We start from the raw sequence: 21,854 nt of genomic DNA, 5'->3' as shown, positions 1-21,854 counted from the left end.
AGTATTAATAAGAACGCCAAAAATAAAAAACGATCGCTTCGGCGGTCGTTTTTTTTGCTTTTTTTAAGCACAATATAACTAGTCTTAGTTTAAGGCAAATATGGATGTGATTTAATACTAAGAAAGTTAATTGGATTAAGACATTGTTTTTATAGCGCTTTTAAAACGTCCTTAGAGGAGTAAATGTGCTACATTGAAAGCTAGGATAACAAAGATAGGGAATAAGGCAATGATGGAGACTCTTTGGATGATTGAACCTTGGCATTGGCTGGTATTAGGCTTTTCGCTGCTGATTGTCGAGATGTTTGTGCCAACCTTTGCCAGTCTTTGGTTTGGTGCTGCTGCTATCATAGTGGCTGCGCTTGCATGGCTTCTGCCTGTTTCGGTATCCGTACAAATCATTATCTGGTTACTCCTCTCCGCTATCTTTTTGCTGGCATGGTTTAAGTTTATCAAACCTTTAGCGGTTGATCGTACAAAAGCAGGACTTGGCGGCAGTGTGATTGTCGGTGAAACAGGCATGATTATTGTGCAGCCGCAGCCAGATAGAGCGGGTATGGTGCGTTTTAATGTGCCTATTGTGGGTGCCACTGAATGGATGTGCCGTACCCGAGGTGAGCAAGTGGCAGTCGGTGATCGAGTAGTGGTAACAGATATCGTTGGTAACGAGTTGATTGTGAGTAGCATGATATCGAAGGCAGCTGTGAACCAAAATATGCACGTATAATAATAAGGATAAATTATGGAAAGCTTTAGCATTGTTATGGTGGTTTTGGTTGCACTGGTAGTCTTTACCGTGTTTAAAGGTGTGCGAATCGTACCACAAGGGTATAAATGGGTAGTACAGCGCTTGGGGAAATATAGCCAAACGTTAGAGCCAGGTCTAAACCTTATTATCCCTTATGTCGATGATGTTTCTTATAAAGTAACGACCAAAGATATTGTCCTTGATATTCCGTCACAAGAAGTGATTACCCGTGATAACGTAGTGATTATCGCTAATGCTGTGGCTTACATTAATATTATTCGCCCTGATAAAGCGGTCTATGGCATCGAAGATTATGAGTATGGTATCCGTAATCTGGTACAAACGTCTTTACGTTCAATCATCGGTGAGATGGATCTTGATAGTGCCTTATCTAGCCGTGATGAAATAAAAATGAAGCTCAAGCATGCCATCTCAGAAGATATTGCAGATTGGGGTATCACGTTAAAGACAGTAGAGATTCAAGACATTAACCCCTCGCAAACCATGCAGGCATCAATGGAAGAGCAGGCAGCGGCAGAGCGTCTACGCCGAGCGACAGTAACCCGTGCTGATGGTCAAAAGCAAGCGGCTATCTTAGAAGCGGATGGGCGTTTAGAGGCCTCACGCCGTGACGCTGAGGCGCAGGTGGTACTGGCGAAAGGCTCAGAGGAGTCTATCCGTCTAATCACTGCGGCAATGGGCACTGAAGAGATGCCGATTGTCTACTTACTTGGCGAGCAGTATATTAAAGCGATTCGTCAGCTGGCTGAGTCTGACAACTCAAAAATGGTGGTATTACCCGCTGATATTCTAAGTACCGTAAAAGGCATGGTCGGTGATAAGCTTAAGGTTTAAGCAAATGTGCTTTGACCCCATGCTATAAGCACAAAGTATAAAAAAAGCCAGTGAGTATGCTAAGCACTGGTTATTTTTTTGCCTTTAATTTATCTATCATTTTTTATGAAATACCGTTTTTGAATACTAAGAATATTGAGATAAGGAAAATGATAATGACTGAGCAGAAGCTAAATATAGAAATAATCTCAATTGTGGATTTTCCGCAAGGCAGTCCATTACCTTATAGCGTGCTTGACGCAACGCATACTAATGCTGCCTATCCTGAGAAAAATTTAGAAATACGCGGCGGCGGTTATGGTTCAGATGCGGCGGCACATCCAAGCAATACCAATCAATTCTACGTACTTACCGATCGAGGTCCCAATGCGGACTTTGATGGTATTGCAGGTAAAGGCAAGCAGTTTTTAGTGCCCAATTATACGCCGTCTATTGGACTGTTTGGGTTGCAAGCTGATGGCAAAATCATCAAGATAAAAGACATTGTGCTTAAAGATAGCAATGGCAATCCTATCTCTGGACTACCGAATCCAAAAGCCTTTGGCGGCACCAATGAAGTACCTTACGATATCAATGGTCAACCGATGACGGTGAATCCAGATTTACCGTTTGATGAAGTGACCAACCCTATTAAAAGTGATATCAATGGCTTAGATCCCGAAGGACTTGCAGCACTCATAGATGGCAGTTTTTGGGTCAGCGATGAATATGGTCCACATCTCGTCCACTATGACGCGGATGGGGTGGAAATTGCCCGTATCAATCCTTTTGCGCATGACGAACGCAATAATGTGATTATTAACGGTAAGCAGGTGTTATTACCGGCAGAGTTTACCAAGCGCCGCGCCAATCGTGGTATGGAAGCATTAACCATTACGCCAGATCAGACTACGCTTGTAGGTGTCATGGAGTCCTCTATGGACAATCCTGACAAATCGGGTCGTGGCTCTAGTTTGGCACGTATCGTCACTATTAACTTAGTTTCAGGGAAAATAGAGCAATATTTATATCGTCTTGACGCAGCAGAGCATGTAGCGTCAGGGATAGTCGCTATCAATGAACATGAATTTTATCTCATTGAACATGACCGCAAGTTTCCTTTACAAGATAAATCGGCAAAAAAACTTATTTATAAAATAAATATCTCTCAGGCAGCAGATATTGAAACCATTATCAGTGCTGATAATCCACATATCATCCAACAAAATGAGACTTTCGGCTTGACTATTGACGGTCAAGCGCTCGAGCAATTGATAGCAGAAAACGAAGCAAGCTGGCAACTACTTGAAACTATAGCTATCAAGCCTGTTAAAAAAACTTTGGTCGTCGATGTGCTTGCTACGCTAGATTATCCGCATGATAAGCTTGAAGGCTTATGGTTACGGCAAGACGGCTCGTTAGGTTTACTCAATGATGATGATTTTGCGCTGACAGATACAGAGATAGTGGATGCAAAAAGCACGATTGAACAAAAATACCTAGATAAAGAAAAAAACATAGAGGATGCCAATCGATTATATCTTGTGATGCCTACTGCATAAAGACGGTCTCTAATAATAAGACATTACATTTATCACTAACCAAAAAAAGACCTCAATCGAGGTCTTTTTTATTATTTATATTTTAGAGACTAATGATTTAAATAACTTTTGAGAAGCGGTCTTTATGTTTTTTATCCAGATATTCATCGAATACCATGGCTACATTACGACCCAATAAGCGACCTCTTGGTAATACGCGAATGCCAGCAGCATCCATATCAATCAAGCGGTCTTCTTGCATTTCACCAAGCTGTTGAATCTCATTGATAAAGTAGGTAATAGCATCGATGCCAAATTTCTGATTGATGTCTCTAAAATCCATATAATCGTGACATAGTAAATTCATAATCACGTATTCACGTAAGCGATCTTTGATAGAGGTTTTAATCACATTGACCGCTGGCATGATGGTAGGATTATTACGTGCTGCATCAATATTGTCTTTATATACTTGCAAATCAGTATGGTTTTGTAGGATATAACTGCTGTTGGCATTGGCAATTTGACTGATTGAAGACACGCCAAAGCCCAATAAATCACAATCGCCCATGATGGTATAGCCCTGAAAATTACGATGCAATTTGCCTTCACATTGGGCAACGGCAAGCTCATCATCAGGTTTGGCAAAATGGTCAATACCAATATATTGATAACCGGCTGCATTTAAAGTGTCGATGGTATTACCGAGCATCGTGAGCTTATCAGATGGAGTAGGTAAATCGTCCTCTTTGATTTGACGCTGCGCCTTAAAGCGTTCAGGCAAATGAGCATAATTAAATACCGACAAGCGATCTGGCGACATCTCGATAATACGGCGTACGGTTTTATCAAAGGTTTCAGGCGTTTGATGTGGTAAGCCATAAATCAAATCGACATTGATAGAATGAAAGCCTAATTCGCGCGCCTCATTTAATACATTTTCAATAAGCTCTGCTGAATGTACACGATTGACCGCAATTTGTACGGTCTCGTCTAAATCCTGTACGCCTAAGCTGACGCGGTTAAAACCAAGAGTACGCAATACTTTTAAGGTCTCGCTACTGAGCTCGCGCGGGTCAATTTCGATAGAGTAATCACCTTGATCTTCTGGTAAAAACTCAAACTGGGTCTGCAAAAACTCCCACAGTTGTATCAACTCATTATCTTGCAGGAAAGTTGGGGTGCCACCACCGAAATGCAGCTGTTTAACCAGTGGTTTTTTACCGTCTTCTGGTGGCGTTAATAAGCCACGTTTGTGTTTAATTTCAGCAATTAGATAGGCTAAATAATTGCCTGCATCGCTATTCTTTTTGGTGACAGTTTTATTGCAAGCACAGTAATAGCAAAGATGGCGACAAAACGGGATATGGAAATAAAGCGATAACGGCGCATGGGCTTCGCGCGCTTGGAGGATTTTTATTTCAAGCCCTTCTGGTATCGGAGAAAACTCTAAAGCAGTTGGATAGGAGGTATAGCGCGGTCCGGAACGATTATACTTATTAATGATATCTTGATCGAATGCTGGCAGCTGTTTGCTGGTGATACTGCCACGAGTACTGGCATAGGGATTGTCCGGCTGCATAACAGGACGCACCGTGGTAGGCTGCTCGCTTGCATTAATTGAGTGCTTAGGTGTGCTATTGATATCAAATTGTTCTGACATGCGAGATTCCTCGTTTGACTGTATCGACCGCTATTTTGCATAAGAAAATTATGGCTTTGCTAATAGCTGTATTTCTTCCGAAAGCTAATAAAAAACGATTGAAATAAGTAATGACTAGTATAACAAATCACAGCTTATAGTGGCATGGACAGCGAGGTTAGTTATACAGCGCCGTTAATCATATAGCTATCAAGTTGTATAGTTAGGTGATAAAAAAAAGACTCTAGGATTGTCCTAAAGTCTTTTCTATTACTATCAAATATTACGCTAATTTTATTCTCTTAATTGAATCTTATTGCCAATGGCTTGCTTAGAGATTTCACCAGCGCTAAAAGGCAGACGAATCCAGTCTTTAGCAGAATAACGACGGGTCTGATCACGATGGAAAGGACGAGTCGTATCACCAGCTTGCGAGAAGGCTAACAGCGCTTCAACGACAGGGCCTTTACTATCAAACGTTACTGATTGCATATAAGTTGGACCATTGGTCACTGGACCATAAGTGCCATCGCTGTTTTGACTTGAGCTTGCGACGTTGAAGACGCCTTCAGGACCAAAGCCACCATGCATAGGAATTTTCTCACCGTTTTTGCTTGCATCAATAACGAATTGCAAGCTGCCTAATGGGGCATCAAGCGCGATATTTTTACTGTTAAAGTAAGCAATTGAGTCACCTAATGCTCTACGCGTGTTCTCATTAATGATTAGATCACGTGGTGTATTCACTGGATCGGCTTCGTTAAAAGGAGTTCTGAATCCTGCATTAGTAAGTCCACTAACACGAAGGTTGGTCCAAAATTTTCTAAAGATATGAGCGCCTTTGCTATCAAGATTATTACGACGATCCCAAGTAGCTAAGACATTACATGCTTGAGTAGCATCGATAGTACTACCGCCAGTCAGAGGTAATATAGGAAGTTGCTTACAATTATCTATTACATCATTGAGTACCAGTTCAGCCGCATAACTACGATTACCATAGACAACTTCTTCCATATTTTTTATGTTAAAAGTAGTACCACCTAAACCATCTTTATTATCTAATCGATCCAAGATTTGCGTAAACGCCATGCGAGTCCGCAATGACAATGGAGTGGCTTCAGGAGTTGATACTCCAGCGAAAGACACTAAATTACGTTGTAGTAGTGGTGAGAATCCAGTTAATGGTTGTTTTGCATTACTGAGCCAATAACTGTCGTTAGAATTAAGGGCATAATCATCACGTATTATGAATGGTAAGTTTGAACCACCAAAAATTCCTGCTTGCGGAGAGTCAGCATCATTACCCCATTCACAGGCAGCAGTACTACCATTAAGTGCAGGTAAGTCTGAGGCAATCAGCAGAGGAAGAGCAGCTCCAGCGTTAGCACTACAGGCTGCTAGCTTTTCTCTAGTGACATTAGGTACGGTTGAAATATCAGCATAAAGCGCTTTACCGTTACGATCAGTAGCAATGGTATTGACAAACCCTAGGCCTAGAATGTTTTGCATTCTATCGACGAGATCCTCAACGCTAGTGGCCATATTCATACTACGCCACTGATTAAGTGCTCTTGGATTTTCAGAAGCCGCGTCACGGATAGTATAAACGACGTTATTAGCATCACCCCATGCTGGTAAATTAGGATTAAGTAGTTTAGCGTTTAAGATTGGTCCATATTGTGAAACATATATGTTTCGAGTCATTGTTTGATTGTTTGGCATCTTAATAGTGACTGGAACCGTTTCAATGTCACGTTGTTCAACCATGCCTGCGCTGTTGACATAGTTGTATTTAAAAGGATTACCCTTAACTAGACTAAGCTGATAAAGCGTAAAGCGCTTAGCAGTCGATACCGTATGGCTCCAAGCCACGTCTTTATTAAAGCCGATATTGATAAAAGGTTGCCCTTGCTGAGCCGAACCCATCACGTCAAGCTCACCTGGTATTGTGGTATGAAACTCATAAAAACGCTGTACGCCTTCCCATGGTTCATGCGGATTGCCATACATCACGCCACTATCAGTACCTGTTACTTCACTACCAAAAGCATAGGCATTACTACCGCCATCTAATACATTGATAGTCGTCATATCGAATTTTTCAACCGGCTCTGCTATAGGTTCAGGGCTACTCATTCTAGAGCTACCCATGACGATACCTGACACTGGGGGAGCTGTGTCTACGATTTGTCTGACGAAGTTAGAGAGTCCGCCACGTAAGTTGGCTTTGCCATAAACCGTCAACAAATCATCTAGCGTGATCTCACGTACCCATTCGGCATTGGCACAAGCAGGATCAATGTTAGCCACACCTGTATCACGTAGATAACGGCTAAAGCCTGCAGCATAGCCTGTGACCGCATCGATAGTTTCAGGGTCTTGCGCTGCTAAAAATTCAGCACGCCTAGCGGGAGTGTTATACCAGGTGTAAAAAACGTCGCTTCCTTCGTTGCCTTGAGCACCTAAATAAAGCAGGCTTTCACCTCTAGCAACGACAACTTCACGCGCTAGCGAACAAAAATTATCTTCGGCAAAGGCATAACCTACACCGTAGCCCAAGCCTTTATAGTCTTTAGCGGTGATATGCGGGATACCAAACTCAGTGCGCTGGATATCCACTGCATAGGTGTCATTAGTATTTCCATTGCTACTAAGATTGTCACTATCCGAACAACCAGACAATCCCAACGAGACTGCTGCCGTTAATAGCGTAAGCGTGTACACACGCCGATTAAGCACTTTGATGCTCATAAGCTTACCCATCCATGGTTAATTGGTATTATTTAAAGCTGTAGCAGAAAATCATTCAACATGCTTTAAACGATCAATAAATTCCTTTTATTGCTCATGCTTTTTTATTGTTTAGGTTTATTAACCGTCAGGCTTTTCAGTGGTTAATCTTGATGTCAGTTAAAACATCAAAATGTACTTAAAACCTATAGAAATTTGATGAATAAGATAAACAAAAAGCATTTCTCAATCATATAACAATTTCAAACGTCTACGCTAGTGAATAAACCAAACAAATAAATACGCAACATTTGCGCACTTATTAATAATCCTCTATGATCGATAAATCTCTCTATAGGAAAGGCTTATGTCGTTTGCTCAAGTCTATACCCGCTCGGTCGTCGGGCTGCACGCACCTGAGGTCATCATAGAAGTGCATCTGTCGCAAGGACTGCCAGCATTGACCATTGTTGGTTTGCCTGAAGCGGCGGTACGTGAGAGCAAGGATAGAGTGCGCTCAGCGATACTCAATTCTGGATTTCAGTTTCCTAATAGACGTTTGACAATTAATTTAGCACCCGCCGATTTACCAAAGGATGGTGCTCGCCTTGATTTACCGATTGCTATCGGTATTTTGGCAGCCAGTGATCAGTTGGATCCAACGGTATTGTCAGGGTTTGAGTTTATTGGGGAGCTGGCGCTCAATGGTGAGCTGCGGCAAGTAAGCGGTAGTTTGGCGGTTGCACGAGCAATGAAAGCTGAGGTATTGGCGACGCAACTGTTAAAAGGTGATGAGAAGATGATGTCGTCAACACGGCAACTCATTGTCCCAACCATCAATGGGGCAGAGGCTAGCCGTGTTGAAGGAATAACCGTATTGGCAGCGCCAAATTTAAAGGCTGTATGTAATCATTTGCAATCACTTACCGATAGCAGTTTTTTGGATGAACGCTTGACCGAAGTAGAACCGAATCAAATCCAGCAGCATATAGGCTATCAAGTAGATTTAGCAGACGTCAAAGGACAGCATCATGCACGGCGCGCTTTAGAGATTGCCGCAGCAGGTGGTCATTCATTGTTACTTACAGGACCACCGGGTTCAGGCAAAACCTTGATGGCGTCACGCCTGCCAACTATTTTGCCGGATTTGAGTGCAGAAGATGCGCTAGAGGTTGCCAGTACGTATTCGGTTGCCGATAGTGATTATGATTATGGCACACGACCTTTTAGACAAGTTCATCACACCATATCAGCGGTGGCATTGGTCGGTGGCGGTTCACGTCCCAAACCGGGTGAGATTACCCTTGCCAATAAGGGCGTACTATTCCTTGATGAGCTGCCTGAATTTGATCGTACGGTGTTAGAGGTACTGCGCCAACCACTAGAGGCAAAACAAATCACTATTAGCCGTGCCAACTCACAGATGACCTTTCCAGCAAATTTTCAACTGGTGGCAGCGATGAACCCGTGCCCGTGTGGCTATGATGGTGATGGCTCAGGGCGTTGTCGTTGCAGAGCTGAGCAGATTAAGCGCTATCAAGATAAGCTATCAGGTCCGCTACTTGATCGTATTGATTTGCATATCACCGTACCAGCATTACCGATTGCGGATCTGCAAAATGCTCAGGCGGGAGAAACCTCCGAGCAAGTACGTACTCGAGTATCGGCAGCACATAATCGCCAATTAATACGACAGAACAAGGTCAATAATGAGCTCAATCCTAGTGAGATGGATAAATATATTCAGCTAGGTGCGGGCGAGCAACAGCTATTACAGCTTGCTCAGCAGCGCCTTAATTTATCTGCTCGTGGCTACCATCGGGTACTACGCGTTGCACGAACGATTGCTGATTTGGCGGACAGCGCGGATATCACGAGCGTTCATTTATCTGAAGCGCTCAGTTATCGTAGTAAATGATAGTTTTGAGATCCAATTATAATAGATACACTTTTAAAAGAATACAGTGCTACTGGGATTAATTATTCGCAACCTCTGTCTGCGTAGGCGCAGTAAGCAAGAAAAATTAATCCCAGTAGCATCTTATAATTTTTGTACTTCTTTTATTTAAGACTGACTATATTTGCAGGCTAAATCTTTAATAAATAGTCCACCAAAGCGCTAAAATCATCAAAGGCTTCGGTAGGGTTGAGCTCACGAATATCTTGCCCATAGTTATAACCATAAGAAAGTCCAAGCGTGTCCATATTGGCATTTTGCCCCGCTAAAATGTCATTTCTTGAATCACCAATCATAACCGCTTGTTCTGGATTAACATTCAATGTCTCACAGACATGTAATAACGGCGCGGGGTCTGGTTTTTTTCTAGGTAAGCTATCACCGCCAAGCACTTCGCTAAAGATGTCTTGCCAGCCAAAGGATTGCAGTATTTTTGGCACAAAACGAATCGGCTTATTGGTGACCAATGCCAGCTTATATCCTGCTGCTTGTAGCTTTCTGAGCCCACTATCAACATCGGGGTAAGCAACAGTTTTGCTGCCACTGATATTTTTATAAGCATCAAAAAACACTTGCTCAGCATGGTCGATGCTTTCTTTAGTTAATTCACCCTCTAACACCTCTATCTTACCAACCAAAGCACGCTCAACAAGCATTCTTGAGCCATTACCAACCCAGTTACGAATGCTATTGAGAGGATAGGGCGTTTTGCCAAGGGTAGTCAGCATCGCATTAGTCGCATCTGCCAAATCTGGCACGCTATCAATAAGGGTGCCATCAAAATCAAAAATTAAAAGTTGCTTATCCATTATTTCTACCCGTTAAAAGTGCTGTATTTTTTATTGATATTCGGTTAATGTTGATTACCATAGCATAAGAAAACAGTAAGCCTTAATGTTGCTATCCTATTCAATATCTTTATAGCGCTCACGGTGTTCAGCTTTCATCGCTAAATAATCTTTATTTTCACGGCATAAATCCCATTTTTCTTTAAAGATACGTGCCGACTCTGCTTTGATAGGGTCTTCAATTTGTCGTGGTAACTCTTCGCGACCATGCGCGCCGCTTTGACCTTTTTTATCATCAGGGACAGCCCCTTTATATTTTTTGCCACCTTTATGATTGGCATAGCGGCGGGCACGGGTAAAACCCATTTGAATAAATTTGCGTGCCATATCAGCGCCTACAAAGTCATTGGCTGCTAGATAATCTAGAAACATCTGATAAATAGTATCGCTACTCTCAAGCGCAATCTCAGGAGTGGCAAAGCGCCAATGCTGTAGGATTTCAGACTTATAAGGCTCTACCAATAATACTCCTTGCTCACCGCGACCGACACGGTAAAGCTCAGGCTGCGCGCGCAAATCTAAATTTTTATAGTCCAAGTCATAATCAAATTCTCTCATTATCTTACCTATCGGCTATCCATAGATGCCTTAGTATAAAGAGACTACACGATTTAAATGTAGCATAGATATGTTATAGATCGGTGAAAGTGAGCATTAACAGAAGGGAGTCATTATTGCAGGCATAAAAAAAGCCTCAAACATCACTGTTTGAGGCTTTTTAGAATACTTTAAACGAATGGTGGCTCGAGGCAGGTTCGAACTGCCGACACACGGATTTTCAATCCGTTGCTCTACCGACTGAGCTATCGAGCCGTCTTCGTTGAGGCGCTATTAAACTAAATATAGCGCTTACTGTCAAGAGGTTTTTGCATTATATGTAATAAAAGGGCAAAAATAATGAACGAGTCATCGAAATAAGCCTATTTAGGCTAAAATTAATCCTTGACGCGTAGTAGCTCGTATTCACTCATAATACGATGAATCTCGGCATCAACCGGAACAAATGCACGCACGCCTTTTTTGACTTCAGCATCATAAACCAGTTTGATAAACTTAGCATCGATAGCACGACCGCGATTTTGCAGATGTACGGTGAGATACTGCAAGCGTTTGGCATCGGTCTGCCCATCATCAAAGCAGCCAACTGCGGCGATAGGCTTGTCATTAAACATACCGACATACAGCGTTTGACCACGTTTAAAACCTTGCTCAATAATAGCCAATACTTCAGCACCATCAGGCTGGCTATCATCGGTGTTATAGAGCGCCTCTAAGCGCTCGGCTAATTCGTTTTCACGAGCAGGCTTTTTGATGAGTGGCGCATCCAAACTATTGATGGCAATGGCTTCTAAAGGCATGTTTAATTCCTATAATTTGATACAGCAAGGCATAATAGAATCAGCAAAGGTGACGATTGATAAAACTGAAGCTATTATTTTAGCAGAATACGAGAATTTTGTGCGTGGTTTACTGCTTGGTCATGGCAGTAAATGGTAGGGTTTGCTATGATGAAGATAGACAAGGTTCTGTGTGCATCAAGCCTCATATTTTGGCTTATTGAACAGGTTTTTTGAATAAGCATTGAACTTATTTTTAGCCTGATTGTTTTATTATCTATTTTAGACGCTAGTAAGAATATATTGGGCATTTTTCGCCCTATTTTATTGACCGCTTTTCATTTATAGAGAGTAGCCATGACCGCCAATTTAACGACGACAGCCAATATACCCAATACAGCTGAGCAAGATCCTACGCAAAAACTAAATTTACATGGTCGCCCTGAACGTATCGCGACTGTTGAGCGTATTACTGCTGAGACCCAAGTGACCTGTACGGTCAATTTGGATGGTACAGGGCAAGGCACTGTGGACACTGGCGTCCCGTTTTTGGATCATATGATTGACCAAATCAAGCGTCACGGTTTGTTTGACTTAGACATCAAATGTACGGGCGATACTTTCATCGATGATCACCACAGTGTTGAAGATACAGGTATTACGCTTGGTCAAGCATTTAACAAAGCATTAGGTGATAAAAAAGGCATCCGTCGTTATGGGCATTTTTATGCGCCACTAGACGAAGCATTGACGCGTGCAGTGGTTGATTTATCTGGTCGTCCAGGTCTGCATATGGATATTCCCTTTACGCGCTCGCATGTCGGCACTTTTGATGTCGATTTATTTAGCGAATTCTTCTATGGTTTTGTGAATCATTCGTGGATGACCGTGCATTTAGACAATCTAAAAGGCAAAAACAGTCATCATCAAATCGAATCTACCTTTAAAGCCTTTGCTCGTGCGCTACGTATGGCGTGTGAATATGATGAACGTGCGCTAAATACCTTGCCATCGACCAAAGAGGCGTTTTAGATGAGTCGTGCCACAAAAATTGCACTATTAGATTATGGTATGGGTAACTTGCACTCAGCCAGCAAAGCATTGTCAGCGGTCGGGGCAGAAGTCTCTATCACCAATGACCCAAAAGTCGTGGCGGCAGCAGATAAGATTTTCTTCCCCGGTGTTGGTGCCATGCGTGATTGTATCGCTGGTATGCATGAGGCAGGTATTGATGACGTCATACGTCAGGCGATATTTAATAAGCCTGTTATGGCTATCTGTGTTGGCATGCAGGCGTTATTTGAGCAGTCTGCTGAAAATGGTGGCACGCCTTGTTTGAGCATCTTAGATGGCACGGTACCCGCTTTTGATCCAGCATGGAAAGATGAAAAAGGCGCACAAATAAAAGTACCACATATGGGCTGGAATACTATTAGTGGTATGGATTTTGAGCATCCATTGTGGAGTGGTATCGAAGACAAGGCGCATTTTTACTTTGTACACAGCTATTACTGTGAGCCAGCAGATAGCTCGCAAGTGGCTGCTATTTGTGATTATGGTCAGCCGTTTTGTGCCAGTATCTTGCAAGATAATTTATTTGCCACCCAGTTCCATCCAGAAAAAAGCCATACCGCAGGTTTGCAGTTATTAAAGAATTTTGTAGACTGGGATATTTAAAAATAAGTATGACATATTTGGTTGCGCAGTCAGGTTGGCAAAGGCACAATCTGAGCGAGGAAGGAGCACAGTACTTCTTTGCTCTCGCGCAAAAGAGTTTGCATGGTCGCAAACTCTTTTTTATTCTTATTTTAAGCTTAATGACTTCCTACTCTCTTATATGTGGAATAAATAGTGGACTTTTATCTCTTTAAAAACGGCGTCGTGAGTGCCACAGGATTAGAAAAAGATGCCCTACATATCTATGTGGGCATCAGTGTTTATCTATTGAGCGTTATTTTGCTGCGTCCAATCTTCAAAAAATACAGTATCAGAGCGTTTATCGCTTTAATTATGGTGACCTGTATTGCTTTATTAGGCGAGTATTTGGATAACCGTCAGACCATTACCGAGCTAGGTCTCGCAGGGATAGAAAGCGCAGAGCTGATGGCAAGTATCCACGATATTATCAATACTTGTATGCTGTCGTATGTGCTTTATGGACTTACCATGTGGACGAAGATTTTTCAGTCAATCAGTACAGTCAAACCTATGATTAAAAGGCAGAAAAAAACGGACTATTCATAAGTCCGTTTTTTTTTGCTATTTAACTATTTTTATCATTGAAGTTATGATGCTTTGCTATTTTTAGCCGCATCATACAGCTCGCGTACCACCTCACCAATCACTTTAATACCATCAGTAAGTGTCCGCTCATCCGCAGCGATACTCATGCGGATACACTCGTGTGCATGCTGATAATCGCTAACATCGACACCAGGGAAGAAGTACTCGCTTGGCACAATAAGGGTGCCTTTTTCTTTTAGGCGCTCGTACAGCTCAAGCGTACTAATCGGCAAGTCTTTAAACCACAACCATAAGAAAATCGCGCCTTCAGGCTTATGAATCATTAATGGGTAATCACCCAATGCTTCTTTTAATAGCTTCACAGCGAGGGTCGCCTGCTGCTGATAAAAAGGTTTAATCTCATTATCCGATAACTGCTTGATACGGTCGTTTTCTACTAGTGGCGTGGCAATGGCTGCACCAAAACGTGTCGGCGCTAGGTTTACTACCGCATTCATTGCGCTGACGGCTTCGATCACTTTCGCATCGGCCACGATAATCCCCGTACGCATACCGGGCAGACCAATTTTAGACAGGCTAAAGCAAAGAATCGTATTGTTATCCCAATTCAGATGCGCGTCAGAGTAGATGATATTGGGGAAGGGCATACCGTAGGCATTATCAATGATAAGGGGTATATCATAGCGTTTGGCAATCTTGGCCAAATGTGCCATTTCCTCATCCGTTAAGACATTGCCCGTCGGGTTGGTAGGACGTGAGCAGCAAATCGCGCCGATACGACCTTCTTTTAGGGCTGGCAAGTTCTCTAATGCGTCAAAATCGACACGATATTTAAAGAAGCCTTCCTCGCCATCATGCGTCACTTCATCGATATGTGGCAATACCGCTGCGAAATGCTGACCTTCGACATGCACGTCGCTATAGCCGATATACTCAGGGGTCAATGGCAGTAGAATGGACTTGTCTACAGATTCATTCATTTCATCAACGAAAGCGCCGCCAAATAGATTAAACAGATAGAAAAACGCATTCTGTGAGCCATTGGTCAGGGCGATATTTTCTGAGGTCAGACTCCAATCGTAATGACGGTTAAAGAAGCCAACTAAGGCGTCAATAAAGGCCGAATCACCTTGCGGATTAGAGTAATTCGCCATGCTGATAATCGCACTACTATTGGCCTCACCTGCATCGTTATCATTACCAAGCGCCTTATACGTCTCCAAAAACAACTCATTGACGGCATCAATTTTGGCAGGGTTACCACCGCCCAGCATGTTGACAGGCTGATCACTTTTTAGCGCATCGCCCAGATCATCCATCAATTGTGAGATGCCAGTGGGCTGGGTAAATTTTTGACCGAATTTTGAGAATTTCATAAGACTACCATGCTGTTTTGGAGGATATTGTAAGAAGGAATTTGATTGATAAAAGTTAGGCTAGTATAGCAAATGGGGGCTAGGTAATCCCCCCCAATAAATAAGCAAACTGCAAGGCTGATATTGGTTTATATTCTGAGACATTTGATGAAGCAAAAAACGCCTTCTATATGAGTAGAAGGCGTTTTGGTTTCAAGGTAATGTAAGCGCGAGAGTCTACCAAGCTACCGCTTCAATCAGGGTTAAACCGCGTCTTAAGGTGACTGTTTTTAGGTGAGCAAAGCTTTGCTTGTTTTCTAACAGCGACTAAAGAAAAATAATCACAATATCAGAATATCCTCTGTTATGATGTACTAACGTTAAATATATACTACATATAACCTATGCTTAATAATGATTAAACGAAAGTTATAATATTTGAACAGATGTTAAACGATAGGAAATAGAGAGATAAAAATGACTATGTCATCAAATATTAATATGTCCATCCGTGATTTCAGAGCATTAAAGTATGCCGATATAGCTATTGATGGAATAACCCTAGTAGCTGGAGAAAATGGTTGTGGTAAAAGTACACTGTCGAAGCTATTATATTATTCAGTAAATAATATCTCAAATTATGACTCTTTGGTTAGAAAGAATCTATACCGAGATATGAGGGATGTTGCGCAATTATTTGAAATTATGCTAAGAGATCTTCCTGAAGAGTCCGAAGATGAAAGTGTCAATAGAAGAAGCTATATAAATGAGATTCCTAATTTAGTCAGAAATATAAATGATGTAGATACTCCTTTAAAGATATTAGAAGATAGATGGATACTTCTTTTAAGGGAAGTAAAGAAAATTTACTCGGACAGTGCAATTGATTTTAGTGGTGAGATTCTAGGGCTTGATAAGAGTATACCAATAAGTAAACGTATACGAGTGAGCAGAATGAATCGGATACTAAAGGTGGTTTTGCAGGATGATATAGATGACATTAATTTAGAAGAAAATAGTGATCATAATGAAGTGATTCAGGAAGCAGACCCCTTTAATAAAATAGAAAAATTTATTCTTAGTAAATTTGAAATTGCTAGTCAAGCTATAGATATTCGACCAATATCTCTAATTGAAAAAGAGCTCAGTAATATTTTTAGTGAAGGTGATTTGCCCACAGAGTTTTGTATCAAAGAGTTTGGTGAAACTATACTATCTAGAAGCATTCAAAGTACTTCTTTACTTTTTTCAATTAATGACGCTATATATATCGATAATCCAATGATGTTTGCAGTCGAAAGTTCAGATAATCCTCACTGGAATGATTTAAAAAATCTACTTCGTGGTAGCGGTAGTACCTCTAATGAAATTTCGAATTTGATTAGTAATGAAATTATTAGTGGTGATGTTGAGTCAGTTGATGAAAATCATATAGTAAATGATTTCAAATTTAAGAGAAGTGATAATGCTGTGTTTAACTTACTAGATATGGCAACGGGCATTAAATCATTTTCTATACTTCAACTACTTATTAAAAATGGTCATCTTAACGATAAGACCTTACTGATAATTGACGAACCTGAATCAAACCTTCATCCTCAATGGGTAGTAGAGTATGCAAGAGTTATTGTTTTACTTCATAAAAAATTTAAAGTAAATTTATTTTTAGCCAGCCATAACCCTGATATGGTCAGTGCTATTAGATATATTTCAGAAAAAGAAGGTGTCTTGGATCGAGTTAATTTCTATCTTGCCGAAAAAGATGATGGTAAATTTGATTACAGATATAAATGGCTGAAACACGATATAGAACCTATATTTGAATCTTTCAATATTGCTATAGATAGAATAGATAGATACGGAGTATAAGCTTGCTAAAATATAATAAATGCGACACTTTAAATAATCCTGTTGCTATTTCGAACGCAAATTGCGTTAAGCTATTGGATGATATTATATTTAAAGATGATGATAGCCTCATTAAAGCAGGTAACTTATTTCAAAATAATAATGTCATAGATTTAGACAATGTAGAAATAAATTTAGCAAAATTAGAGCGTAGACAACAGAATAAAACAATGGATTGTGCTTTTTTGGTTACTAATAAAATAAGTTTGACACCATTCCGGTTGAATAACAACCTCAATTTTAGAGGTGTTATATTTGAAAGAGTTTATTCTAACGTTCAACTTGTAGAGTTGCGTTTAAATTTTGAAAACGCTAAACAGGTGAAGCAAAAAGATTTACAAAAGAAAATTGATGGGTCTATCAGAATATTTACTCCTTATAATTTATCAGTTAGACATCTATATATATTTGTTTTTCAAAGTAGTTTTCTTCAACAAATGAGGAGAAGGATGCGTAACATGAACCCTTCATGGCGTCGAGAATATAAGGTTATGCATTTAGCAGAGTTGAAGGCAACCTATTTTTAGGTCTTCTACTGTATTCAAACCATCGCTCTTACCCTTGCCATAATCCCACGCCCAATCACCAATTTTACATAGATAATGGCAATGGCAAACAGCAATGCCACTAACGCAATACCGCCGAGTCCTAAGTTTGCCCACGGCACACTAAAGCGTAGATTGAACCACTGAGTGACCGCTAGCCAAGCACCACCAGTGGCGATAATCACCGCAAATGTCGCCGCACTAATCCCAAGCACACCCAGCTCTAAGATATTGAGCATATACAAGTCACGCTTTTGCATACCCAATAGTCTAAACGAGGCACTCTCTTTCATACGATCTTGTGAGGTAGACAGTAGCGAGCTGATGAGCACCATGATGCCAGTCAGCAGGGCTAGCAAGGTAAAGATATATACCAAGCGGCTCATCTGCGCGACCAATCCTTGGACTTGCTCCGCGATAATCGTACCGTCAATACTGGTCACTGCTGGGAATTCGCGTACCAGTTTGCCTTGTAGTTCTGGAATGGCGTCTTCTGATACGTGGGCAGTAGCAAATTGAATCTGCGGGGCAGCAGAGAGAACGGCTGGCTCAAATAAAAAGTAGAAATAAGGACTAGGTCCTTGCTCATAACGCGAGCGGATACTGGTAATCTGCCCGACGATTTCAATCCCTTGAATATTAAAACGCACCTCATCACCCATGCCAACATTTAATAAACTGGCGGCAGTGTCCAAAATAGATAAAGGCGCAACGGTTGACGCTGGGTCTTTATTTTCAGTGTTAATGGGCGCGTAAAGCTGATTGTCTACTACAGCATCCGTAATAAATTCAGTGTCCATCACCGCATCTGCATAGCTTAGATTAAAGACACGCGCGGGATCATCAAAGCCATCAGCAGGCTCGATATCCTGTACCGGTATATTATCGGCAGTCACTACTCGAGCGCGAATAACAGGGTAATAGCTCACTGGTGCGCCAATAATGCTATCAATCTCATCATGCTGATCGCTTTGAATATCTAACAAAAATAAATTGGGTGCATCTTCAGGATAAGCGTTAATAAACTGGGCATTGATACTGTGATTGAGTGTGGTAATGAGGGTCAGTACCGCCACCGATAATGCTAAGGTGACAAAAAATAATGCTGATTGGTTGCCCTTACGTGCAAGGTTATGAATCGCAATACGCTGCATCCAGCCAATTTTAGCGTTACTTGCGATACGTGCCAGTAACCACAGCCAGCCGCGTGCCAATAGCCAAAATATACTCACAAAGCCAATTAACCCGATTAATAACTGCGCGCCAAATAACCATCCACCTACTTCATAAACAAAAAACACATATAGACCAGCCAGCATTAACCCATACCAAGCTAACGGCAAACGTTTATACCAAGGCAGGTTTTGCACAGCTGAGCTTGCACCTTGATTAAGCAAGGTAGCAGGTTTGGTGGTGTTCAATGTGCTCAAGCCACGTTGGGCGATGAGTAGCGTGAGCACCAAGGCTATGACGGTGGTTTTGATGGCACTGATAGGATTAATAGCCAAGCTAACGTCCGCTGGCAAGATAGCCACAAGATAAGGCTGACCGACTTTGAGTAAGCCAAAGCTGACTAAAATTGCTGCGATACAAGCGATGATGGCAGTGATAATAAGGAGCTGATAGTAGCTGCGTTTTAGCGACTTAAGGGGCTCACCCAGTGCCAAACGTATCGCATTGCTCGACTGCTGCTTGGTCACAAATGCAGTGATGACGCCATACATAGCCACTGCGGACAATAACAATACGGCAATGACCAAAAGCTTTAAAAACATCAATACATTATCAGAGATACGCGATACCGAGGTGTCCGCAGATTCTGCATCAGAGAGCTCGATATCAGGATAATTGGTCAGTATTTGCGTCAGTTTATCGCGCTGGGTCGCCATCAATTCTGCATTACCTGCCAGCTCAATACGGTAATTAATACGGCTACGCTGTCCCAATAGATTGGTCGCCTCTAACGCCTGCTGTGGCATCAAAATACGACCACCGAAGCCAAAGGCGCTCAGTGGACGATCAGGCTCTTTTGTCAGCACATCACTAATGATAAATTGCGCATCACCAATAGTGATTTGGTCACCAATATCAGCGCTTAAGCTTTTGAGCACTTCGGGGGCGACAACTACATTATTGGCTGTAAGCTGCTGCCATAATGGCTGTCCTGATGCCAGCTCGACGTCACCATATAATGGATAGGATTGAGAAACCGCTTTTATGCTGGCAAGCAAAGTCTGCTCATCAGTGACGACCATCGCGCTAAACTGATAGTCAAAGACCGTTTGTGTGTCGGCAAGGGTATCAATCTGCGTTAATACTTCGCTTGGCCAATCTTGCTTACTGTTTAAGATTAAATCGCCACCGACCAAAGCACGCTGATTGTCATTGATATAGGTGTCAACTGACTGCTGGATAGAGTCCAGTGTGAGGTAGGTCGCAAGTGACAAGGTCAAAGTCAGTAAAAATAATACTGGATATATCCAGCGCTGCCACCAGCTCCGACTAAGTGCTTGCGCCCCCAATCCTTGTAAGCCTAGTTTTTGTAAACCAAGGGTACTCGTCAATAGCTGGCGTACGATACCGCCATTAGCGTCTGACTCTTTAGCCATGCTGTCGGTATTATCAGTCGATAAAGTGTCTTCTATATTCTTATTATCCATCAAGATATAATCCGCCCATCATGCATGGTGATAACGCGATCTGCCATGTCAGCTAGTGCTGAATCATGGGTGACCACCACCAACGCCGAGCCAGTTTTCTGACGCAAATCCAGTAATAGCTGCATCACTTGATTGGCATTCTGTTCATCTAAGTTACCGGTAGGCTCATCAGCAAAGACAATCTTCGGGCGTGATACCAATGCGCGTGCAACCGCTGTACGCTGCTGCTCGCCACCTGATAATTGGTTTGGCAAGCTATGACGCCTATGACCCAAATCAACCGCCTCAATCAACTCATCGACACGCGCCGCATCTGGACGACGGGCGATGTCCAATGGAAAAGCGATGTTTTCAGCAACGGTTAACGTTGGTAGCAGATGAAAAGACTGAAAGACAAAACCCATATCACGCTGACGAATAACCGCCAAGACATCTTCATTTAATCGGCTTAAGGTTTGACCTGCCAGCTCAACGTCGCCGCTATCAGGATAATCTAATGCCGCTAATAAACCCAACAAGGTGGATTTGCCAGAGCCAGATTTACCCATGATCACCACAAACTCGCCAGCATTAACGTGAATGTCGACGTCTTTAATAATAGATAAAGACTGGTCACCAACGTGTACGGTTTTATTTAGCTTAGTGGCAGTGAGCAGCGCTGCTTGCGAGGTAGGTAATGCTGATGTCATTGTGCTGTCTCAGTAGGCGTATTGGTCACATTCGACGGATTTATTTTTTTAAGCTCAGGCTGTAATATCGGCAAGATATTGTTATTAACGATCAGCGTATAACCTTCTTTGGTCGGATGAATGGCATCTGCTTGGTTGAGCTTAGGGTCGCCGCCAACGCCATCCAAAAAGAAAGGAATAAGCGTCACGTTCATGTCTTTCGCCACTCTTGGATATATCGCTGCAAAGGATTTTACATAATCAGAGCCAAGGTTATCATAGATCTGCATACCACCTAGGATGACCACGCTATCATTGTCCTGTAGGCGCTTTACGGCAGTACGAATATTGGCTTCGACTGTCTTCACATCAATACCACGAATGGCATCATTGGCACCAATGGTCAAAATAGTGATATCAGGTTTGGTCTGTAATACCCAATCTAATCGATTGACCAAGCCTGTACTGGTCTCGCCGCTCAATCCTGAATTGATGACTTTGATATCTTTATAACCAAGTTCCTGCAAGCGTGTTTGTAGCTGAGCAGGGTAGTTGGCATTATTATCCACCCCAAGCCCTTCTGTTAACGAGTCACCTAATGCCAATATGGTCAAAGGCGCTTGTTGTTCAGCAAGGTTCGTTGTAGATGTAGTTTGAGACAGTTGGGTATCGGAGGGTTGACTGCTGTTTTGAGTACTGGCTTGAATATCAGTATCCGTCTGAGTATTACTAGCATCATGCGTTTTTTGGCAACCACTGATTGCGATTGCTACGGTCAATGCTACAACCGTGAGCAAGCGCTGCGGTAAGCGGAAAGGTCTGTTTATCATAATT

The 21,854-nt window shown here is 42.0% G+C and carries 19 protein-coding genes and 1 tRNA gene; 10 read left to right on the top strand and 10 right to left on the bottom strand.

Annotated features, from left to right (window positions below; genetic code table 11):
• Positions 1-229 precede the first annotated feature (229 nt).
• The 3 genes from FQ082_RS05005 to FQ082_RS04995 all read left to right on the top strand — a co-directional run bounded on the left by FQ082_RS05005 (position 230) and on the right by FQ082_RS04995 (position 3,144).
• Positions 230-727 (top strand): NfeD family protein, encoded by a 498-nt coding sequence (locus FQ082_RS05005; RefSeq protein WP_051130951.1) that lies wholly within the window; start codon positions 230-232, stop codon positions 725-727.
• A gap of 15 nt (positions 728-742) precedes the next feature.
• A complete protein-coding gene (locus FQ082_RS05000; protein WP_011514749.1) occupies positions 743-1,603 on the top strand; it encodes an SPFH domain-containing protein in 861 nt (286 codons plus the stop codon).
• Between the two features lie 155 nt (positions 1,604-1,758).
• Complete coding sequence (locus FQ082_RS04995) at positions 1,759-3,144, top strand: esterase-like activity of phytase family protein (RefSeq protein WP_149492278.1); 1,386 nt, start codon at positions 1,759-1,761, stop codon at positions 3,142-3,144.
• A 97-nt stretch (positions 3,145-3,241) separates the two neighbouring features.
• Here FQ082_RS04995 and hemN read toward each other — a convergent pair whose 3' ends face one another.
• Positions 3,242-4,705 carry an oxygen-independent coproporphyrinogen III oxidase gene (hemN, locus tag FQ082_RS04990; RefSeq protein WP_410477380.1) on the bottom strand — a complete coding sequence of 488 codons (1,464 nt, stop codon included), beginning with the start codon at positions 4,703-4,705 and terminating at the stop codon, positions 3,242-3,244.
• A 354-nt stretch (positions 4,706-5,059) separates the two neighbouring features.
• Positions 5,060-7,519, bottom strand: a complete 2,460-nt coding sequence (locus FQ082_RS04985) for a penicillin acylase family protein (protein ID WP_149492276.1) — start codon at positions 7,517-7,519, stop codon at positions 5,060-5,062.
• Positions 7,520-7,865: 346 nt separating this feature from the next.
• Between FQ082_RS04985 and FQ082_RS04980 the strand changes: the two genes are divergently transcribed.
• Complete coding sequence (locus FQ082_RS04980) at positions 7,866-9,416, top strand: YifB family Mg chelatase-like AAA ATPase (RefSeq protein WP_149492275.1); 1,551 nt, start codon at positions 7,866-7,868, stop codon at positions 9,414-9,416.
• Between the two features lie 170 nt (positions 9,417-9,586).
• On the opposite strand, the gene FQ082_RS04975 is transcribed toward FQ082_RS04980, so the two are convergent.
• The 4 genes from FQ082_RS04975 to FQ082_RS04960 form a co-directional block, all read right to left on the bottom strand.
• Positions 9,587-10,264, bottom strand: coding sequence for a phosphoglycolate phosphatase (locus tag FQ082_RS04975; protein ID WP_149492274.1), 678 nt, complete (start codon positions 10,262-10,264; stop codon positions 9,587-9,589).
• A gap of 96 nt (positions 10,265-10,360) precedes the next feature.
• Complete coding sequence (locus FQ082_RS04970) at positions 10,361-10,861, bottom strand: DUF4385 domain-containing protein (RefSeq protein ID WP_149492273.1); 501 nt, start codon at positions 10,859-10,861, stop codon at positions 10,361-10,363.
• A 179-nt stretch (positions 10,862-11,040) separates the two neighbouring features.
• Positions 11,041-11,116: transfer RNA gene (locus tag FQ082_RS04965), tRNA-Phe, on the bottom strand.
• A gap of 122 nt (positions 11,117-11,238) precedes the next feature.
• Positions 11,239-11,661, bottom strand: a complete 423-nt coding sequence (locus FQ082_RS04960) for a hypothetical protein (RefSeq protein ID WP_149492272.1) — start codon at positions 11,659-11,661, stop codon at positions 11,239-11,241.
• Between FQ082_RS04960 and FQ082_RS12995 the strand changes: the two genes are divergently transcribed.
• The 4 genes from FQ082_RS12995 to FQ082_RS04945 all read left to right on the top strand — a co-directional run bounded on the left by FQ082_RS12995 (position 11,660) and on the right by FQ082_RS04945 (position 13,884).
• Positions 11,660-11,800: a hypothetical protein gene (locus tag FQ082_RS12995; protein WP_020444528.1), complete on the top strand. Its 141-nt coding sequence runs from the start codon at positions 11,660-11,662 to the stop codon at positions 11,798-11,800. The two genes, FQ082_RS04960 and FQ082_RS12995, sit on opposite strands and share 2 nt — an antisense overlap.
• A 197-nt stretch (positions 11,801-11,997) precedes the next feature.
• Positions 11,998-12,672, top strand: coding sequence for an imidazoleglycerol-phosphate dehydratase HisB (hisB, locus tag FQ082_RS04955; protein ID WP_011514741.1), 675 nt, complete (start codon positions 11,998-12,000; stop codon positions 12,670-12,672).
• The gene (hisH, locus tag FQ082_RS04950) at positions 12,673-13,317 is read left to right on the top strand and encodes an imidazole glycerol phosphate synthase subunit HisH (protein ID WP_149492271.1); all 645 of its coding nucleotides are present in this window, start codon (positions 12,673-12,675) and stop codon (positions 13,315-13,317) included.
• A 174-nt stretch (positions 13,318-13,491) separates the two neighbouring features.
• Positions 13,492-13,884, top strand: a complete 393-nt coding sequence (locus FQ082_RS04945) for a hypothetical protein (RefSeq protein ID WP_011514739.1) — start codon at positions 13,492-13,494, stop codon at positions 13,882-13,884.
• Positions 13,885-13,925: 41 nt separating this feature from the next.
• On the opposite strand, the gene FQ082_RS04940 is transcribed toward FQ082_RS04945, so the two are convergent.
• Positions 13,926-15,260: a valine--pyruvate transaminase gene (locus FQ082_RS04940; RefSeq protein WP_149492270.1), complete on the bottom strand. Its 1,335-nt coding sequence runs from the start codon at positions 15,258-15,260 to the stop codon at positions 13,926-13,928.
• A 456-nt stretch (positions 15,261-15,716) separates the two neighbouring features.
• Between FQ082_RS04940 and FQ082_RS04935 the strand changes: the two genes are divergently transcribed.
• Positions 15,717-17,108, top strand: coding sequence for an AAA family ATPase (locus tag FQ082_RS04935; protein WP_223145344.1), 1,392 nt, complete (start codon positions 15,717-15,719; stop codon positions 17,106-17,108).
• 2 nt (positions 17,109-17,110) lie between these two features.
• Entirely contained in the window at positions 17,111-17,674 is a 564-nt protein-coding gene (locus tag FQ082_RS04930) for a hypothetical protein (RefSeq protein ID WP_149492269.1), read from the top strand.
• Positions 17,675-17,688: 14 nt separating this feature from the next.
• On the opposite strand, the gene FQ082_RS04925 is transcribed toward FQ082_RS04930, so the two are convergent.
• Genes FQ082_RS04925 through FQ082_RS04915 form a run of 3 tightly spaced genes read right to left on the bottom strand, consistent with a single transcriptional unit; the run spans position 17,689 to position 21,850 of the window.
• A complete protein-coding gene (locus FQ082_RS04925) occupies positions 17,689-20,352 on the bottom strand; it encodes an ABC transporter permease (protein WP_149492268.1) in 2,664 nt (887 codons plus the stop codon).
• Positions 20,352-21,041: an ABC transporter ATP-binding protein gene (locus tag FQ082_RS04920; protein WP_149492267.1), complete on the bottom strand. Its 690-nt coding sequence runs from the start codon at positions 21,039-21,041 to the stop codon at positions 20,352-20,354. The genes FQ082_RS04925 and FQ082_RS04920 overlap by 1 nt, the downstream gene beginning before the upstream one ends.
• Positions 21,038-21,850 (bottom strand): arylesterase, encoded by an 813-nt coding sequence (locus FQ082_RS04915; RefSeq protein WP_149492266.1) that lies wholly within the window; start codon positions 21,848-21,850, stop codon positions 21,038-21,040. The genes FQ082_RS04920 and FQ082_RS04915 overlap by 4 nt, the downstream gene beginning before the upstream one ends.
• Between the last annotated feature and the right edge of the window lie 4 nt (positions 21,851-21,854).

Source organism: Psychrobacter sp. ANT_H56B (assembly GCF_008369245.1).
GTDB classification, from domain to species: Bacteria; Pseudomonadota; Gammaproteobacteria; order Pseudomonadales; family Moraxellaceae; genus Psychrobacter; species Psychrobacter cryohalolentis.
Note: the sequence above shows the minus strand (reverse complement) of the source record. Positions and strands in the feature narration are given on the sequence as shown.

Coding starts and splice junctions, on each gene's coding strand:
- FQ082_RS12995 (WP_020444528.1), top strand. CDS start 11,660: ATGTTTAATTCCTATAATTTGATACAGCAAGGCATAATAGAATCAGCA.
- FQ082_RS05000 (WP_011514749.1), top strand. CDS start 743: ATGGAAAGCTTTAGCATTGTTATGGTGGTTTTGGTTGCACTGGTAGTC.
- FQ082_RS04975 (WP_149492274.1), bottom strand. CDS start 10,264: ATGGATAAGCAACTTTTAATTTTTGATTTTGATGGCACCCTTATTGAT.
- FQ082_RS04985 (WP_149492276.1), bottom strand. CDS start 7,519: ATGAGCATCAAAGTGCTTAATCGGCGTGTGTACACGCTTACGCTATTA.
- hemN (WP_410477380.1), bottom strand. CDS start 4,705: ATGCAGCCGGACAATCCCTATGCCAGTACTCGTGGCAGTATCACCAGC.
- FQ082_RS04920 (WP_149492267.1), bottom strand. CDS start 21,041: ATGACATCAGCATTACCTACCTCGCAAGCAGCGCTGCTCACTGCCACT.
- FQ082_RS04915 (WP_149492266.1), bottom strand. CDS start 21,850: ATGATAAACAGACCTTTCCGCTTACCGCAGCGCTTGCTCACGGTTGTA.
- FQ082_RS05005 (WP_051130951.1), top strand. CDS start 230: ATGATGGAGACTCTTTGGATGATTGAACCTTGGCATTGGCTGGTATTA.
- FQ082_RS04970 (WP_149492273.1), bottom strand. CDS start 10,861: ATGAGAGAATTTGATTATGACTTGGACTATAAAAATTTAGATTTGCGC.
- hisH (WP_149492271.1), top strand. CDS start 12,673: ATGAGTCGTGCCACAAAAATTGCACTATTAGATTATGGTATGGGTAAC.
- FQ082_RS04960 (WP_149492272.1), bottom strand. CDS start 11,661: ATGCCTTTAGAAGCCATTGCCATCAATAGTTTGGATGCGCCACTCATC.
- FQ082_RS04925 (WP_149492268.1), bottom strand. CDS start 20,352: ATGGATAATAAGAATATAGAAGACACTTTATCGACTGATAATACCGAC.
- FQ082_RS04980 (WP_149492275.1), top strand. CDS start 7,866: ATGTCGTTTGCTCAAGTCTATACCCGCTCGGTCGTCGGGCTGCACGCA.
- hisB (WP_011514741.1), top strand. CDS start 11,998: ATGACCGCCAATTTAACGACGACAGCCAATATACCCAATACAGCTGAG.
- FQ082_RS04995 (WP_149492278.1), top strand. CDS start 1,759: ATGACTGAGCAGAAGCTAAATATAGAAATAATCTCAATTGTGGATTTT.
- FQ082_RS04940 (WP_149492270.1), bottom strand. CDS start 15,260: ATGAAATTCTCAAAATTCGGTCAAAAATTTACCCAGCCCACTGGCATC.
- FQ082_RS04935 (WP_223145344.1), top strand. CDS start 15,717: ATGACTATGTCATCAAATATTAATATGTCCATCCGTGATTTCAGAGCA.